The sequence below is a fragment of the Sphingomonas sp. IC-56 genome (assembly GCF_021043375.1).
Lineage (GTDB): Bacteria > Pseudomonadota > Alphaproteobacteria > Sphingomonadales > Sphingomonadaceae > Sphingomonas.
On sequence record NZ_JAJNDV010000002.1, the window covers coordinates 234652 to 250040 of the forward strand.

The following is a 15389-nucleotide window of genomic DNA, read 5'->3' on the forward strand; positions in this document are numbered from 1 at the left end:
CCTCCTTTTCAGTGGAGGGGGCAGGCGATGACAGCGATGTTAGGCAGCGAGCCCGATCATTGTTCGGATTCCGCAACAGCGTCCTCCGTAGCTTCGGGCGCTTCGTCCGCGAACCAGTGCGCACGGGCGGCCATGATGATCTCGTTGCCCTGTTCGTCCGACAGGCCGTACTCGGCGAGGATCCCGCCCTTGTCTTCGGCCCGCTCGGCACGGGGATTGTCGTTGCCGCGGCGGCGCGGCTCGGCGCGCTTCTTGGCAACCAGTTCGTCGGTGGCGAGATCGGCCAGGTCGTCGAGCGTCTTGATCCCCGCCTTGCCCAGCGTGACCAGCATCGCTTCGGTCATGTACGGCATGGTGGACAGGTCGTCCTCCACGCCCAGGCTGCGGCGCAGTTCGCGATTGGCTTCCTCGCGGCGGTCGAGCGCTTCCTGCGCACGGCTCTGCAGCTCCTGGCCGAGTTCCTCGTCAAACCCTTCGATGCTCGCAATCTCTTCGAGCTCGACATAGGCGACTTCCTCGAGCGTCGAAAAGCCCTCGGCCACCAGCAGCTGCGCCAGCGTCTCGTCGACGTCCAGCTCGTTCTGGAAGCTCTCGGAGTTCTGGACGAACTCCTGCTGGCGCTTCTCGCTGGCGTCGGTTTCGGTCAGGATGTCGATCGCCTTGGCCGTCAACTGGCTGGCAAGACGAACATTCTGGCCGCGGCGCCCAATGGCGAGGCTGAGCTGATCGTCGGGGACGACCACTTCGATGCGATCCTCTTCCTCGTCGATCACCACGCGGGCGACATTGGCCGGCTGAAGCGCGTTCACGACAAACGTCGCGGTGTCGGGCGACCAGGGGATGATGTCGATCTTCTCGCCCTGCATTTCCTGCACGACGGCCTGCACGCGGCTGCCCTTCATGCCGACGCAGGCACCGACCGGATCGATCGAGCTGTCGTGGCTGATCACGCCGATCTTGGCGCGCGAACCCGGATCGCGGGCAGCGGCCTTGATCTCGATGATGCCGTCATAGATTTCGGGCACTTCCTGCGCAAACAGCTTCTTCATGAAGTCGGGATGTGCACGGCTGAGGAAGATCTGCGGGCCGCGATTCTCGCGGCGAACGCTGAGCACGACCGAGCGGACGCGGTCGCCGACGCGCACCACTTCGCGCGGTATCTGCTGGTCGCGGCGGATAACGCCCTCGGCGCGGCCCAGGTCGACCACGACGTGGCCGAACTCGACGCGCTTGACGACGCCGGTGATAATCTCACCGACGCGATCCTTGAACTCTTCGTGCTGGCGCTCGCGCTCGGCGTCGCGGACCTTCTGGAAGATGATCTGCTTGGACGCTTGGGCCTGGATGCGGCCGAATTCGATCGGAGGCAGCGGATCGACGATATAATCGCCAAGCGCCGCGCCCTTCTGGAGCTTCTGCGCCTGGGCGACATCGACCTGCTTGAAGTAATCGTCCACCTGCTCGACCACTTCCACGACGCGCCACAGGCGCAGGTCGCCGGTGCTGGGGTCCAGCTTGGCGCGAATGTCGTTTTCGATGCCATAGCGGTTCTTGGCGGCGCGCTGGATCGCGTCTTCCATCGCCTCGATGACGATGGCGCGGTCGATCAGCTTTTCCTTCGCAACCGAATCGGCGATCGCGATGAGTTCGGCACGGTTGGCAGTGATGGCAGTGGCCATGGCTTACCCTTCTACTTCGATGATGTCGTCGGCGCCCTCGGCAGAGAGCGGAGCGGTTGCGGCAATAAGCTTGTCGGTGATGGTCAGCTTGGCGTCGGCGATCTGCGCGAAGGGCACAGTCACGACCTTGTGCTTGCGCACGTCGATCGAAACCTGGTCACCCTCAACGCCCAGCAGGTCGCCGGTCAGCTGCTTGCGGTTATCTTCGGTCGGCTCGACCAAATTGATCCGCGCCTCCTGCCCCTTCCAGTCCTCGAAATCCTGCAAGCGCGTCAGCGGGCGGTCGATGCCCGGCGAGCTGACTTCAAGGCGATAAGCATAGTCGAGGGGATCGCGGCCCGCCGCTTCCAATTCGTCCAGCTTGTCCGAGATGCGGCGCGACAGGTCGGCGCAATCGTCGATGCTCAGCTGGCGCGTGTCCGGGCGCTCGGCCATTACCTGCAAGGTCGGGTCCGACTTGCCGCCGAACATCTTGACGCGCACGAGCGCGAGCCCGAGCGCTTTGGCTTCGGGTTCGATCAGGGCAGTCAATGCGGCGATGTCCGCCAAGCTCAGGTCTCCGGCAATTAGGTAAGCGGCTTCGGCGCCGGAGCCCTGCGGGCCCCGACCTCGGCATGGTTGAGATGTCGAGAAAGCATGGGCGATATACGCGTTCCGTACAGTGTCGGCAAGAGCAGCTTCTTGTGCCACACACGAAAGCAATGACGGAGCCGTAACGGCTCTCATGCGTTGCGTACGCAACTTGCCCCTGAGGATGATGTTCATGAGCGCCAAGGCCCGCCTTCTTCTTGTTCCCGTCCTCCTCGCCGCGTGCAGCGCCGAGACCGGTGCGAATGCCACGGACAGCGGGACGCCGGCACAGGCCAGTGCCGGGCAGCCTTTCACGGTAACCCCAGTTGCGGACTTCGATTCGCCCTGGGCGATGACCTTCCTGCCCGAAGGACGGATGCTGGTGACGGAAAAGGCGGGCACGCTGCTGCTCGTCTCCGCCGATGGCCAGCAAAAGACGCCGGTCGCCGGCACGCCTTCGGTGATGGCCGAGGGTCAGGGCGGGCTGATGGACGTCGTGCTCCACCCCCAGTTCGCGCAGAATCGCTGGGTGTATTTCAGCTATTCGGAAGCCAATGCGCAGGGGCTAAAGGGCGTCGTGCTCGCCCGTGGCAAGCTGGTCGACGGCGCCTCGCCTCGGTTGGACGGCGTCCAGACGCTGTTCCGCGCCAACAGCTATGTCGATGGCAACGGCCACTTCTCGGGCCGCATCGCCTTTGCAAAGGACGGCAAGCTGTTCTTCACCAATGGCGACCGCCAGAAATTCACACCTGCGCAAGACCCGAAGGTCACGCTGGGCAAGGTGCTGCGCCTCAACGATGACGGCACGCCTGCCGCGGGCAACCCGCTGGCGGCCAAGGGCTTTCACCCCGCCGTCTGGTCCTATGGGCATCGCAACCTGCTCGGCATCGCGGTCGATGCGCAGGGCAATGTCTGGGAACAGGAAATGGGCCCCAAAGGCGGCGACGAAGTCAATCTCGTCCTGCCCAGCCGCAACTATGGCTGGCCGAATGCCTCGAACGGCAGCCATTATGATGGCCGCGACATTCCCGACCACAAAGCTGGCGATGGCTATGAGCCGCCCAAGGTCTCATGGAACCCGGTGATCAGCCCTGGCGGGCTGATGGTCTATTCGGGCAAGATGTTCCCGCAATGGAAGGGCGACCTGTTCATCGGCGGCCTGTCGAGCAAGTCGCTGGTCCGAGTCGACGTCAACGGCACCAATGCTGCCAAGGGCGATCAGTGGCCGATGAACGCCCGCATCCGCGAAGTCGAGGAAGGACCCGACGGCGCAATCTGGCTCCTGGAGGACGGCGGCGATTCGCAGGGCCGCCTGCTCAAGCTGGAACGGGCGAAATGACCGCCGCACGCTGGCTCAGCGCCGCCGCGCTACTGGCCCTCGCTGCCTGCGGTGGCGGCGACGGCAATGGCTCGGTGGTTGCGCCCACGCCGACGCCCAGCCCCTTGCCCACTCCGACGCCAACACCCACTCCTACACCGACTCCCGCGCCGCCGATCACGGCGGTGCAGTCGACGGCGGTCGCGACCTTCGACAGCCCCTGGGCCATGGTGTTCCTCCCCGACGGTCGCCTGCTGGTGACTGAAAAGCTGGGCAATCTGCGCATCGTCACCACCGCAGGCGCCAAGTCCGGGCCGCTCGGCGGCGTCCCGGCCGTCCGCAACCAAGAACAGGGTGGGCTACTCGACGTGGCGCTGCACCCCGATTTTCTAACTAACCGCTTCGTATATCTGAGCTATGCCGAACCCGGCACGGGCGGCAGCGGACTGGCGATCGCGCGCGGCACGCTGACCGAGGATGCCGGCGGCGCCCGGCTCGCCAATGTGAGCGTACTCTGGCGCCAGACGCCAAAGGTATCCGACCCCGGCCAATATGGCGGTCGCATGGCCTTTGGCCCCGATGGCAAGCTGTACGTAACCGCCGGCGACCGCCGCGCCATCGCCCGGGTCCAGAACAACGCCAATACCATCGGCAAGATTGTCCGCCTGAACGACGACGGCACCCCGGCATTGGCGAACCCCTTCGCGGGTACAGCGGGCGCGCTGGCCGAGATCTGGACGACCGGCCACCGCAATCCCTACGGCCTCGCCTTCGACGCGGCCGGGCGCTTGTGGGAGAGCGAAATGGGCCCGCAAGGCGGCGACGAGCTCAACCTGATCACCGCCGGGCGCAACTATGGCTGGCCCAACGTCTCCAACGGCAACAACTATGACGGCTCTAACATCCCCGACCACAGCCCCGGCGACGGCTATGAAGCTCCGGTCGTATCATGGAGCCCCGTGATCGCGCCGGGCGGCATGATCATCTATTCCGGCGACCTGTTCGCGGCGTGGAAGGGGGACGCGATCTTCGCCGGGCTGGTCGGTCAGGGCCTCATCCGCGTCGACCTGGACGGCACCACCGGCCGCGAGGCGCAGCGCATCGCGCTCGGCGCACGCATCCGCGAAGTCGAGCAGGCACCCGATGGCGCGATATGGGTCCTGGAGGACGGCGCCAACGGCCGGCTGGCGCGGCTGGTACCGCGCTGAGCGGCTGCGGTAGGGAGGCGCGCACCCTCACCGCACGATCAGGTAATTCGTCCGCGCCTTGGCGATCGGCTTGTCGGCATCGTCCTGCCACGCCACCGCCTCCACATTCGCGACGCGCGTTCCGAGCCGCGTGACCGTGCCCCGGGCACGCGTCGGCTTGTCGCGGCCACCCCGCATGTAATCGACCGTCAGCCCGATCGGCTTGAACCGGCCCCCGCCGTCCGCCGCCAGCGCCTGCTCAAGCGCCGCGACCGCCGCCATCTCGAGCAGCCCGCCAATGGCGCCGCCGTGCAGAAAGCCCGGACGCCCCACCACGTCCATGGCAAAGGGCATCACCAAAGTGGGCGCATCCTCGCCAGGCTCGACACAAATCCCCAGCAGTTCGGCATAAGGCGGAATGCTCACCGATAGCCCTCCACCGCCATGAAGGTCGCCGCGACATTCGCCACCGGATCGTCGGGGTCGCCGTCATGCGCCTGTCCCCGCACGAATGCGACCGAGCGCGTTATGCGGTAGCATTCCCCGCGCCCGATCACCGTCCGTCCGGGGCGCGCCGGCCGAAGATAGTCGATGCGTAGGTCCAGCGTCGCATGCGGCTTGAACAGGTCCAGCTTCAGCCACACCGCCACGCTGGTCGCCATGTCCATCAGCGCCAGGATCGGCCCCGAGGCCATCACGCCCGAATCCAAATCGCCGATCAGCTTGTCGGCATAGGGCAGCGCCAGCTCGGCCCAATCCTCGCCGTGATGGTGATAGGCGATGCCCAGCGTCGCGCCATGCCCGGCAAAGCGGCTTTCGAACAATCGCTTGGGGTCGAACCGGCGCGCAGCACGCGCTTCATCCTCGCTCATCGCGGCTTGGTAGCACGGCATCCGCGCAGTACGAAAGCACTGCAAAGGAGCAGCGCATGACCGAGCAACGCGTGACGACCACCACCGAAAGCGGCATCGCGGATGTGCGCCTTTCCCGCCCCGAAAAGCTGAACGCGCTCGATCCGGCGATGTTCGCCGAACTCGCGGCAACGATCGAGCGGCTCGCCACCCTGCCGGGCCTGCGCGCCATCGTGCTGTCAGGCGAAGGCCGCGGCTTTTGCGCCGGGCTCGACATGGCGAGCATGGCAGCCGGCACGCCCGGCTTCTCGCTGGAGGACCGCACCTACGGCCCGGCCAATCTGTTTCAGCAGGTCGCCTGGGGCTGGCGCACGCTCCCGGTCCCGGTGATCGCGGCGCTGCACGGCGTGGCGCTGGGCGGCGGGCTCCAGATCGCCAGCGGCGCGGACATCCGCATCGCCGCGCCCGACACGCAGCTCTCGGTGATGGAGCTCAAATGGGGCATCGTGCCCGACATGGCCGGCTTCGCGCTGTGGCGCAGCCTGGTGCGCGACGATCACTTGCGCGAACTGACCTACACCGCCCGCAGCTTCGACGCGCAGGAGGCCGTGCAACTCGGCTTCGTCACCCGCATCGCACGGGATCCCCATGCCGAGGCGATCGCCCTCGCCCGCGCCATCGCAGGCCGCAACCCGCACGCGATCCGCGCCGCCAAGCGCCTCGCCAACCACGAAGGCAACGCCGCCACGTTGCTCGCCGCCGAAAGCCGCGAACAGGCCGCCTTGCTCCGCTCGCCCAACCAAATGGAGGCGGTGATGGCCAATCTCCAGAAGCGCGATCCGGTCTTCACCGACTGACCGATTCGGGCTACAGCGTTTCCATACCGAAGTTTCGAAAACGAGACCAACCTATGCGAGAGGCTGCCATCATCTCCACTGCGCGCACCGGCATCGGCAAGGCCGGCCGTGGCGCGTTCAACGATACCGAAGCCCCGGTTCTCGCCGCGCACGTGATGAACGCGGCGATCGAGCGCGCCGGCATTGATCCCGGCCGCATCGACGATGTCTTCTACGGCGCGGGCAATCAATGGGGCAGCCAGGGCGGCAACCTCGCCCGGCTTTCGCTGTTCGCCGCGGGCATCCCCAACAGCGTGCCCGCCTTCACCCTGGACCGTAAATGCGGCTCGGGGCTGACCGCCATCGCACTCGCCGCCCGCTCGATCATGACGGACGAGATCGATGTCGCGCTCGCCGGGGGTATGGAGTCGATCAGCCTCACCATGAAGAACGCGCCGCGCGTGATGAACCATTCGGTGACCGACCACGTGCCCACGGCCTATCTGCCGATGATCGAAACCGCCGAGATCGTCGCGGATCGCTACGGCGTTAGCCGCGAGGCGCAGGACGCCTTTGCCGCGCGCAGCCAGCAACGCGCCGCCGCGGGGCTGGCGAACGGCGCCTTTGCCGAGGAGATCGTACCGATCACGGTGGAGCGCGCGCTGTTCGACAAGGCCGGCAACCGCACCGGCAGCGAGACGGTCACCGTCACCCAGGACGAGGGCATCCGCCCCGGCACCACCGCAGACGTGCTCGCCACGCTCAAGCCGGTGTGGAAGGACGGCCAGGTGGTGCGCGAGGGGCAGCACGTCACGGCAGGCAATGCCAGCCAGCTTTCCGACGCCGCCGCCGCGCAGATCCTGATGGACCGCGCCACGGCAGAGGCCGAGGGCAAGGAAATCCTGGGCATCTATCGCGGCTTTCAGGTCGCGGGCTGCGATCCCGACGAAATGGGCATCGGCCCGGTATTCGCGGTCCCCAAGCTGCTCAAGCGCGCCGGGCTGACGGTCGCCGATATCGGCCTGTGGGAAATCAACGAAGCCTTTGCCAGCCAGTGCCTCTACTGCCGCGACGCGCTGGGCATCGATCCCGACCGGTTCAACGTCAATGGCGGCGCGATCGCCATCGGCCATCCCTTTGGCATGACCGGCAGCCGGATGGTCGGCCACGCGCTGATCGAAGGGCGCAAGCGCGGGGTGCGCTATGTGGTCGTGTCGATGTGCACCGCCGGCGGCATGGGCGCCGCCGGGCTGTTCGAGATCCCCTGACAGACCCTCAACCAGTTCCCCGGCGAAGGCCGGGGCCCAGTTGCCAAGGTCACTCGAAGGCGCGGGAACATAGCCTCATACAGCCTGAAGCTGGGCCCCGGCCTCCGCCGGGGAACTGAGGCTTCCATAACCTCAGTCCGCCACCACTGGCGCCGCCCGCCCCCTAGCCGCGCGGACACTGTCCCACGCGTACAGCGCGCACCCGCTCCAGATCAGCACGAACGTCACCGCGTGCACCCTCGTAACCGGCTCCCCGAACACCAGCACGGCCTCGGCAAATTGCAGGGTCGGCGCGATATATTGCAGCAGCCCCAGCGTAGCGAGCGGCATGCGCCGCGCGGCGGCCGCGAACATCAGCAGCGGCACCGACGTGATCAGGCCGGCCGCAACAAGCATCCCGTCCAGCCGCCACGACACGCCAAAGCTCGCCTGTCCATTGGCGCTCGCATAGATCAGCACACCCAGGGCGATCGGCGCCAGCAGCACGGTTTCTATCGTCAACCCGCCCAGCGCGTCGATCGCCACCATTTTGCGCACCAGCCCGTACAGCCCGAAGCTCGCCGCCAGCACCAGCGATATCCACAGCGACCCGCCGCCGCTGAGCGCCAGCACCACGACACCGGCCGCGGCGACGCCGATCGCCACCCCCTGCCAGCGCCGCAGCCGCTCGCCGAGCACCAGGACGCCCAGCGCGACATTGACCAGCGGATTGATGAAATAGCCGAGACTCCCCTCCAGCACATGGTGATGCTGCACTGCCCAGATATAGACTAGCCAGTTGACTGCGATCAGCGCGGCGCTGGCGATCAGCAACAGCAGCGTGCGGCCCCGCGCCGCAGCAAGGATCGACCTGCCGCGCCCGACCGCAAGCACAACGACCCCCAGCAGCAGCATCGACCAGACAATGCGATGACTGAGCACCTGCAGTGCTGGCACTTCCGACAGCGCGTGGAAATAGAGCGGCAGTACGCCCCAGATGGCAAAGGCGCCGACCGCGAGCAGAAGCCCGCCGGTATCCCGAGAAGAAGTGGATGATTTCACGCGTGCGCCATCGCCCAGCCGGCGCGCGGGGGCAAGCAAGCATCGCTTGCGCCCGCTGCCGCCTTAGATTTCCCGGCGCATGTACCGCGCGTCGGCGCCATAGCTGGCGAGCTTTCCCGCAGGCGCATCGGTCGTAGCGAAGCCCTGCGCTTCCCAGAATGCGGCCGAAGCATTAACCGACACCAATGCGATGCTGCTGGCGCCAAGTCCGCGCGCCTGTTCGAGCAACAGCGCGATGCCCGCCGCCGCATGCCCGCCGCCACGCGCGCGTGGCAGCAAAGCCAGATCATGCAGGTACAGCGCAGAGTGATCGTCCGGCAACGCGCCCAGCAGCGTGTCGAGCGGCGGGATCGCGCCCTGCGGCCATGGATAGGCGATCAGATACCCCGCAACGGTGCCCGCATCGTCCAGCACGAAGCAGAGCTGCGGGTACAGCGCCAGCCGCTCGGCAAAGCAGGCGTGGCTTTCGGGATGATCGGGAAAGGCGATGGCGGCGACGGCGGCGACTCCGTCCAGGTCGCCCGCCGCCATCGCGCGCCAGTGCATCAGTCGGCGAACAGCAGGACGGGCGTCTCGAGCAGCTTCTTGACTGCCTGGACAAAGCTCGCCGCGTCATGCCCGTCGACTACGCGATGATCGCAGCTGATCGACAGGTTCATCAGCTTGGCCCGCACAATGTCGTCGCCGTGGAAGACCGGGCGCTCGACGATCTTGTTCGGCCCGATGATCGCCACTTCCGGACGGTTGATCACCGGCGTGGTGGCGATGCCACCCAGCGGCCCGAGCGAGGTGACGGTCAGCGTCGAGCCGCTCAGCTCCTCCGACTTGGCCTTGCCCGTCCGCGCCGCTTCGGCAAGCCGGGTGATCTCGCTCGCCAGCTGCCAGACATTCTTGTCCTGCGCGTCGCGGATCACCGGCACCATCAGCCCGGCATCGGTCTGCGCGGCCATGCCGAGATGGATGCGGCCATGGCGCGTCACCACGCCGGCCTCATCGTCATAGCGCGCGTTGAGCATCGGGAAGTCGGGGATAGCCCGGCAGATCGCGACGATCATGAAGGGCAGCATGGTCAGCTTGGGCCGGCTGCCGCGATTGGCGTTCAAGTCGCCGCGCATCGCCTCCAGTGCGGTGACGTCGATCTCGTCGACATAGGTGAAGTGCGGAATCGTGCGCTTGGACGCCGCCATGTTCTCAGCAATGCGCCGGCGCATGCCGATCACCTTGACCGGCAGATCCTCGCGAGCGCGCGATGCGTGCGGGGCATGATAGCCCTGACCGCTGCCATAGCGAAGGAAGGCGTCCAGATCGGCATGCCGCACCCGCTCGCCGTCCGACTTCACCTCGGCCAGGTCGATGCCCAGATCCCGGGCACGTTCACGCACCGCAGGCGAAGCGAGCACCTTATAGTCTCCCCTCCCTGCAAGGGAGGGGTTGGGGGTGGGTGCCGGCGCCGAAGGCGTCGGCTCTGCGGCGGGCGTAGGAGGCTCGCTGCGCTCGCCACCCACCCCCGGCCCCTCCCTTACAGGGAGGGGAGCAGGTTCCACCACTTCCTCAACACCGGGGTTCTCGGCCTCGATCTGAGCCTCGACCTCTTCCGAAACTGGCGCAGCCTCCGCCGCGTCGCCATCGGTCTCCACGATCATCAGCGCCGATCCGATCGGCACCTGGTCGCCCACTTCGCCGGCGAGTTCCACGACCACGCCCGACACCGGCGACTCCATTTCCACGGTCGCCTTGTCGGTCATCATGTCCGCGACCTGCTGGTCTTCCTCGACCCGGTCGCCGACACGCACGTGCCAGGCGACGATCTCGGCCTCGGCAATGCCTTCGCCGATGTCCGGCAGACGAAACGTAAAGCGTGCCATGGCCGATCAGTCCTTCAGGATCTTCTTGAGCGCCTCGCCGATACGGACGGGGCCGGGGAAATACGCCCATTCAAGGCTGTGGGGGTAAGGCGTGTCGAAGCCGGTGACGCGTTCGATCGGCGCTTCCAGGTGATAGAAGCAGCGCTCCTGCACCAAGGCCGTCAACTCCGCGCCAAAGCCCGAAGTCCGCGTCGCCTCATGCACGATCATGCAGCGCCCGGTCTTCTTCACCGACGCCTCGATCGCATCGATGTCGAGCGGCACCAGCGTGCGCAGGTCGATGATCTCGGCGTCGATGCCCAGTTCCTCCACCGTGCTGGCGACGACATGCACCATCGTGCCGTAGCACAGGATGGTCACCGCCTCGCCCGCGCGAACCGTCGCCGCCTTGCCCAGTTCGACGCGGTAATGCCCCGCGGGCACTTCGCTTGCCGGATGCGCGGTCCAGTTCCTGGCCGGGCGGTCATAATGCCCGTCGAACGGACCGTTATAGATGCGCTTGGGCTCCAGGAAGAGCACCGGATCATTGTCCTCGATCGCGGCGATCAGCAGCCCCTTGGCGTCATAGGGCGTCGACGGGATCACCGTCTTGATGCCCGAGACGTGGGTGAAGATGCCCTCGGGCGACTGGCTATGCGTCTGCCCGCCAAAGATGCCGCCGCCATAGGGCGATCGCACCGTGATCGGCGCCGTGAAATCACCGTTCGAGCGATAGCGCAGCCGCGCCGCCTCGCTCACCAACTGGTCAAGCGCGGGATAGATATAGTCCGCGAACTGAATCTCGGGCACCGGCCGCAGGCCATAGGCGCCCATGCCGATCGCCACGCCGATGATGCCGATCTCAGTGATCGGCGTGTCGAACGCGCGGGTCTTGCCATATTTGGCCTGGAGCCCGGCAGTCGCGCGGAACACGCCGCCGAAATAGCCGACATCCTCGCCCATCACGACCATGTTGGGGTCGCGTTCCATCATCACGTCCATGGCGCTGTTGATCGCCTGGATCATGTTCATCCGCGGGGTAGCGCCCGCCTCTGCGGCGTCGCTCATATGCCCGCCGCCTTGCGCTCGGCGATCATCTGCTGCTGCTGTTCCTTCAGGTGCCAGGGGATTTCCTCGAACACGCCCTCGAACATGGTTTCGAAGGGCTGGTGCATGCCATGGCCCAGAATGCCGTTCTTCTCGGCGTCCTTCTGCGCGCGCTTCACGTCCTCGGCGCATTCGCGGTCCATCGCGGCCTGACGCTCTTCGTCCCATTCGCCCAGCGCGATCAGGTGATCCCTCAGCCGCCGGATCGGATCGCCCAGCGGCCACGCCGTCGGCTCACCCGCCGAGCGATAGGCAGTGGGGTCGTCCGAAGTCGAATGGCCTTCGGTGCGATAGGTGAAATGCTCGATCAGCGTCGGCCCCTGGTTGGTCCGCGCGCGCTCGGCCGCCCACTGCGTTGCCGCATAGACCGCCAGCGCGTCGTTGCCGTCCACCCGCAGCCCGGCGATGCCATAGCCGATCGCCCGCGCCGCGAACGTGGTCGCCTCGGCACCCGCAAAGCCCGAAAAGCTCGAAATCGCCCACTGGTTGTTGACGACGTTGAGGATCACTGGCGCCTTGTACACGGTCGCGAAGATCATCGCCGAGTGGAAGTCGCCCTCGGCGGTCGATCCGTCGCCGCACCAGGTCGCGGCGATGCGCGTGTCGCCCTTGGCCGCACTCGCCATCGCCCAGCCCACGGCCTGCGGGTACTGGGTGGTCAAATTGCCCGAGATCGAGAAGAACCCGTGATCCTTCGCCGAATACATGATCGGCAGCTGACGGCCCTGCAGCGGATCGGCGCTGTTGGAATAGATCTGGTTCATCATGTCCACCAGCGGATAGCCGCGGGTGATCAGGATGCCCTGCTGGCGATAGCTGGGGAAGCACATGTCGTCGAACGCCATCGCCATCGCCGCGGCAACCGACACCGCCTCTTCGCCGGTCGACTTCATGTAGAAGCTGGTCTTGCCCTGGCGCTGGGCACGGAACATCCGCTCGTCGAATGCGCGGGTGAGCGCCATGGAGCGCAGCATCTTCCGCAACGTCTCCGGATCGAGCTTGGGATCCCAAGGCCCGACTGCCTGGCCATTCTCGTCCAGCACCCGGACCAGCGTATAGGCCAGCTCATGGAAGCTGTCGGCCTTGTCGGCGGTGTCGGGACGGCGTGCCGAACCGGCGGGTGGCACATCGACATCGCTGAAATCGGCTTCATCGCCCGGCCGGAATTTGGGCTCCGGCACGTGCAGCGAAAGCGGCGGCAGATTGGCGCGCAGGGCGTCCATGGGCTCTCCAATATGGGTCCGTATCGCCCTTGGGGAACGCACGGCATCATGTTTCCGCTGCGTGTTATTAAATTTCAAACGCGATGTCGAGTTGGGGCAGCAGCCCTGACGTAGATAGTTTCATACGATACCGCCTCCCCTCGCCAATATCGCTCGAGTGGAGGCGGCTTCGCCATTTAGTTCGTCGGGAAACCACGCCGCTTGAACAGCGCCTTCACATCGGGATCGCGCCCGCGGAACGCCTTGTACGCGTCCTTGCGGTCCGTCTCGTTCCCCGTGGACAGCAAGGTGGTGCGGAAGCGGTCCGCCGTCTTCTTGTCCCAGACATTGCCCGCCTCCTGGAACGCGGCCCAGGTGTCGGCGTCCATCGTCTCCGACCACAGGTAGGAATAATACCCGGCCGAATACGCGTCGCTGGAGAACAGGTGATTGAACTGCGGCAAGCGGTGCCGCATCACGATCTCGCGTGGCATGCCCAGGCTCGCCAGCGTCTCGCGCTCGAACGCGTCCGGGTCGGTGACCGGCGTGTCCCGGTCGTGCAGCTTCATGTCGACGATCGCGGAGGAGAGATACTCGACGGTGTCGAAGCCCTGGTTGAAGGTCGACGCCTTCTCGATCTTCGCCACCAACGCCGCCGGCATCGGCGCGCCGGTCTGGTAGTGCTTGGCGAAGCGGTTGAGCACCTCCGGCGTCATCAGCCAGTTCTCGTTCACCTGGCTCGGGTACTCCACGAAGTCGCGCGGCGTGCCGCCCAGCCCGGGATAATAGACGTTGCTCAACAGACTGTGCAGCGCATGGCCGAATTCGTGGAACAGGGTGGACGCATCGTCGATGCTGATCAGCGTCGGCTGCCCCGCTCCACCCTTGGTGAAGTTGTTGTTGTTCGACGCCAGTACGATCTTGTTGCCGCGCAGGCCCGAACGCCCGCGATAGCTCGTCGCCCATGCGCCGGAACGCTTGCCGGCGCGGGCATAGCCGTCGAAATAGAAGATGCCGACTTCCTTGCCGCTCTTGCGGTCCAGAACCTGGAAGGTGCGCACATCGCTCTGGAAAACCGGGATCTGTCCGGTGTTTTCCTTGAAGTCCAGGTCATAGAGCTGCCCCGCCGCCCAGAAGGCGCCGTTCAGGATGTTGCTCAGCTCCAGATACGGCTTCACTTCGTTTTCATCGAGGTCGTACTTCGCCTTGCGCACCTTCTCGGCGTAGAAGCGATAGTCGCAGGGCTCGATGGTGATCTTGGCGCCTTCGCTGTTGGCCAGCGCCTGCATGTCGGCGACTTCCTGCTTCACCCGACCGACCGCGGCGGGCCAGACCGACATCATCAGCTTGGTCGCATTTTCCGGCGTCTCGGCCATGGTGTCGTCCATGCGCAGCCAGGCATGGTTCTTGAAGCCCAGCACTCTGGCGCGCTCCTGGCGCAGCTTCAGGATCTGGGCGATCGTCGCGTTGGTATCGTTGGCGTCGCCATTGTCCCCGCGATTGATGAAGGCGTTGTAGACGCGCTGCCGCAGCGGGCGATTGGTCGCGTACATCAGCAGCGGCTGGACCGAGGACCGCGTGTTCTTCACTGCCCACTTGCCGGGCTGGCCCATCGCCTTGGCCTCTTCGGCCAGGCTCGCCTTGAAGCTGTCCGACACACCCGCCAGCTCGGCCTCGTTGTCGATCAGAATCGCCTTTTCCTCATCCGCGAGCACCTTGCGGCTGAACTCGGTATAGGCGCGCGACAGCTCCTGGTTGATCCGCTTCACTTCGGCCTTCTGCGTCTCGTTGAGCAGCGCGCCCGACGTCACCGAATTGCGGTACTCGCGCTCCAGCAGGCGCATCTGCTGGGCGTTGAGGCCCAGGCTCTGGCGCTTGTCGTACAACGTCTTCACCCGCGCGAACATCTTGGGGTCTAGGCTCAACTCGGTGAAGAACGCCGAGATCTTCGGGCTCCATTCCGCCGCGATCGCCTGCACCTCGGGCGTTGCCAGGTTGCTCTGGTACACGCCCCACACCGCGAACAGCCGGCTCATCTGCTCGCCCGAAAGCTCGCCGGCCTCAATGGTGTTCTTGAAGGTAGGGGCAGCGGGATTGTCGCGGATCTTCACGAACTCGGCGCGCGCGGTCGCCATCGCCTGGGTGAAGGCGGCGGGGAACATGGCGGGCTTCACCTTGTCCCAGGGCGGCACCCCTTCATGACCGCCGGTCCAGGGCGCGAGCAGCGGCGTGGGATCAACGGCTGGAGTCGTGCCGGGGGCGGCTTGCGGGGCGGTCTGGGACATTGCGGCTCCGGAGGACAGGGCGAGAAGTGCCGGGGAAGCAAGCAACGCAAGACGCGGGCTGAGGATCATTCAGGAAAGCTCCAAAGGCGGGCGGGAAAGCGCCCAGCCTAAGGAATATGCGCGGCATGGCAATGGCTTGTGGACGAAACGCAATGGCCGGTTGACAGCGCAGCCAGTTGGAACAGAATAGGAACATTGCCG

The 15389-nt window shown here is 65.9% G+C and carries 14 protein-coding genes; 4 read left to right on the forward strand and 10 right to left on the reverse strand.

From position 1 onward, the window contains the following. Window positions 1-56: 56 nt before the first annotated feature. Entirely contained in the window at window positions 57-1679 is a 1623-nt protein-coding gene (gene nusA, locus LQ953_RS04255) for a transcription termination factor NusA (RefSeq protein ID WP_231029429.1), read from the reverse strand. Between the two features lie 3 nt (window positions 1680-1682). Then, window positions 1683-2228 carry a ribosome maturation protein RimP gene (gene rimP / locus LQ953_RS04260; protein ID WP_231029430.1) on the reverse strand — a complete coding sequence of 182 codons (546 nt, stop codon included), beginning with the start codon at window positions 2226-2228 and terminating at the stop codon, window positions 1683-1685. Between the two features lie 214 nt (window positions 2229-2442). Here rimP and LQ953_RS04265 point away from each other — a divergent pair, with 214 nt between their 5' ends. Then, complete coding sequence (locus tag LQ953_RS04265) at window positions 2443-3588, forward strand: PQQ-dependent sugar dehydrogenase (protein ID WP_231029431.1); 1146 nt, start codon at window positions 2443-2445, stop codon at window positions 3586-3588. Beyond that, complete coding sequence (locus tag LQ953_RS04270; RefSeq protein ID WP_231029432.1) at window positions 3585-4775, forward strand: PQQ-dependent sugar dehydrogenase; 1191 nt, start codon at window positions 3585-3587, stop codon at window positions 4773-4775. Before LQ953_RS04265 ends, LQ953_RS04270 begins: the two co-directional genes overlap by 4 nt. Window positions 4776-4802: 27 nt before the next feature. On the opposite strand, the gene LQ953_RS04275 is transcribed toward LQ953_RS04270, so the two are convergent. Next, entirely contained in the window at window positions 4803-5180 is a 378-nt protein-coding gene (locus LQ953_RS04275; protein ID WP_231029433.1) for a PaaI family thioesterase, read from the reverse strand. Then, entirely contained in the window at window positions 5177-5626 is a 450-nt protein-coding gene (locus tag LQ953_RS04280; RefSeq protein ID WP_231029434.1) for a PaaI family thioesterase, read from the reverse strand. The genes LQ953_RS04275 and LQ953_RS04280 overlap by 4 nt, the downstream gene beginning before the upstream one ends. 56 nt (window positions 5627-5682) lie before the next feature. Here LQ953_RS04280 and LQ953_RS04285 point away from each other — a divergent pair, with 56 nt between their 5' ends. Together LQ953_RS04285 and LQ953_RS04290 are read left to right on the forward strand one after the other, a co-directional pair. Continuing rightward, entirely contained in the window at window positions 5683-6462 is a 780-nt protein-coding gene (locus LQ953_RS04285) for a crotonase/enoyl-CoA hydratase family protein (protein WP_231029435.1), read from the forward strand. 53 nt (window positions 6463-6515) lie between these two features. After that, window positions 6516-7709, forward strand: a complete 1194-nt coding sequence (locus LQ953_RS04290) for a thiolase family protein (protein ID WP_231029436.1) — start codon at window positions 6516-6518, stop codon at window positions 7707-7709. Between the two features lie 132 nt (window positions 7710-7841). On the opposite strand, the gene rarD is transcribed toward LQ953_RS04290, so the two are convergent. The 6 genes from rarD to LQ953_RS04320 form a co-directional block, all read right to left on the reverse strand. Further along, window positions 7842-8750, reverse strand: coding sequence for an EamA family transporter RarD (rarD, locus tag LQ953_RS04295; protein ID WP_231029437.1), 909 nt, complete (start codon window positions 8748-8750; stop codon window positions 7842-7844). 63 nt (window positions 8751-8813) lie between these two features. Continuing rightward, the gene (locus LQ953_RS04300) at window positions 8814-9296 is read right to left on the reverse strand and encodes a GNAT family N-acetyltransferase (protein WP_231029438.1); all 483 of its coding nucleotides are present in this window, start codon (window positions 9294-9296) and stop codon (window positions 8814-8816) included. Next, entirely contained in the window at window positions 9296-10615 is a 1320-nt protein-coding gene (locus tag LQ953_RS04305) for a dihydrolipoamide acetyltransferase family protein (protein ID WP_231029439.1), read from the reverse strand. Before LQ953_RS04305 ends, LQ953_RS04300 begins: the two co-directional genes overlap by 1 nt. A 6-nt stretch (window positions 10616-10621) precedes the next feature. After that, on the reverse strand, window positions 10622-11626 hold the full coding sequence (locus LQ953_RS04310) for an alpha-ketoacid dehydrogenase subunit beta (protein ID WP_231029553.1): 1005 nt from the start codon (window positions 11624-11626) through the stop codon (window positions 10622-10624). 32 nt (window positions 11627-11658) lie between these two features. Further along, a complete protein-coding gene (locus LQ953_RS04315; RefSeq protein WP_231029440.1) occupies window positions 11659-12924 on the reverse strand; it encodes a 3-methyl-2-oxobutanoate dehydrogenase (2-methylpropanoyl-transferring) subunit alpha in 1266 nt (421 codons plus the stop codon). 176 nt (window positions 12925-13100) lie between these two features. After that, the gene (locus LQ953_RS04320; protein ID WP_231029441.1) at window positions 13101-15188 is read right to left on the reverse strand and encodes a M3 family metallopeptidase; all 2088 of its coding nucleotides are present in this window, start codon (window positions 15186-15188) and stop codon (window positions 13101-13103) included. Window positions 15189-15389: the final 201 nt, after the last annotated feature.

Bases quoted from the DNA above. Each gene is read 5' to 3' on its own strand.
- LQ953_RS04290 (WP_231029436.1), top strand. From the start codon at position 6,516: ATGCGAGAGGCTGCCATCATCTCCACTGCGCGCACCGGCATCGGCAAG.
- LQ953_RS04315 (WP_231029440.1), bottom strand. From the start codon at position 12,924: ATGGACGCCCTGCGCGCCAATCTGCCGCCGCTTTCGCTGCACGTGCCG.
- LQ953_RS04280 (WP_231029434.1), bottom strand. From the start codon at position 5,626: ATGAGCGAGGATGAAGCGCGTGCTGCGCGCCGGTTCGACCCCAAGCGA.
- LQ953_RS04310 (WP_231029553.1), bottom strand. From the start codon at position 11,626: ATGAACATGATCCAGGCGATCAACAGCGCCATGGACGTGATGATGGAA.
- LQ953_RS04270 (WP_231029432.1), top strand. From the start codon at position 3,585: ATGACCGCCGCACGCTGGCTCAGCGCCGCCGCGCTACTGGCCCTCGCT.
- nusA (WP_231029429.1), bottom strand. From the start codon at position 1,679: ATGGCCACTGCCATCACTGCCAACCGTGCCGAACTCATCGCGATCGCC.
- LQ953_RS04300 (WP_231029438.1), bottom strand. From the start codon at position 9,296: ATGCACTGGCGCGCGATGGCGGCGGGCGACCTGGACGGAGTCGCCGCC.
- LQ953_RS04305 (WP_231029439.1), bottom strand. From the start codon at position 10,615: ATGGCACGCTTTACGTTTCGTCTGCCGGACATCGGCGAAGGCATTGCC.
- LQ953_RS04320 (WP_231029441.1), bottom strand. From the start codon at position 15,188: ATGTCCCAGACCGCCCCGCAAGCCGCCCCCGGCACGACTCCAGCCGTT.
- LQ953_RS04265 (WP_231029431.1), top strand. From the start codon at position 2,443: ATGAGCGCCAAGGCCCGCCTTCTTCTTGTTCCCGTCCTCCTCGCCGCG.
- LQ953_RS04285 (WP_231029435.1), top strand. From the start codon at position 5,683: ATGACCGAGCAACGCGTGACGACCACCACCGAAAGCGGCATCGCGGAT.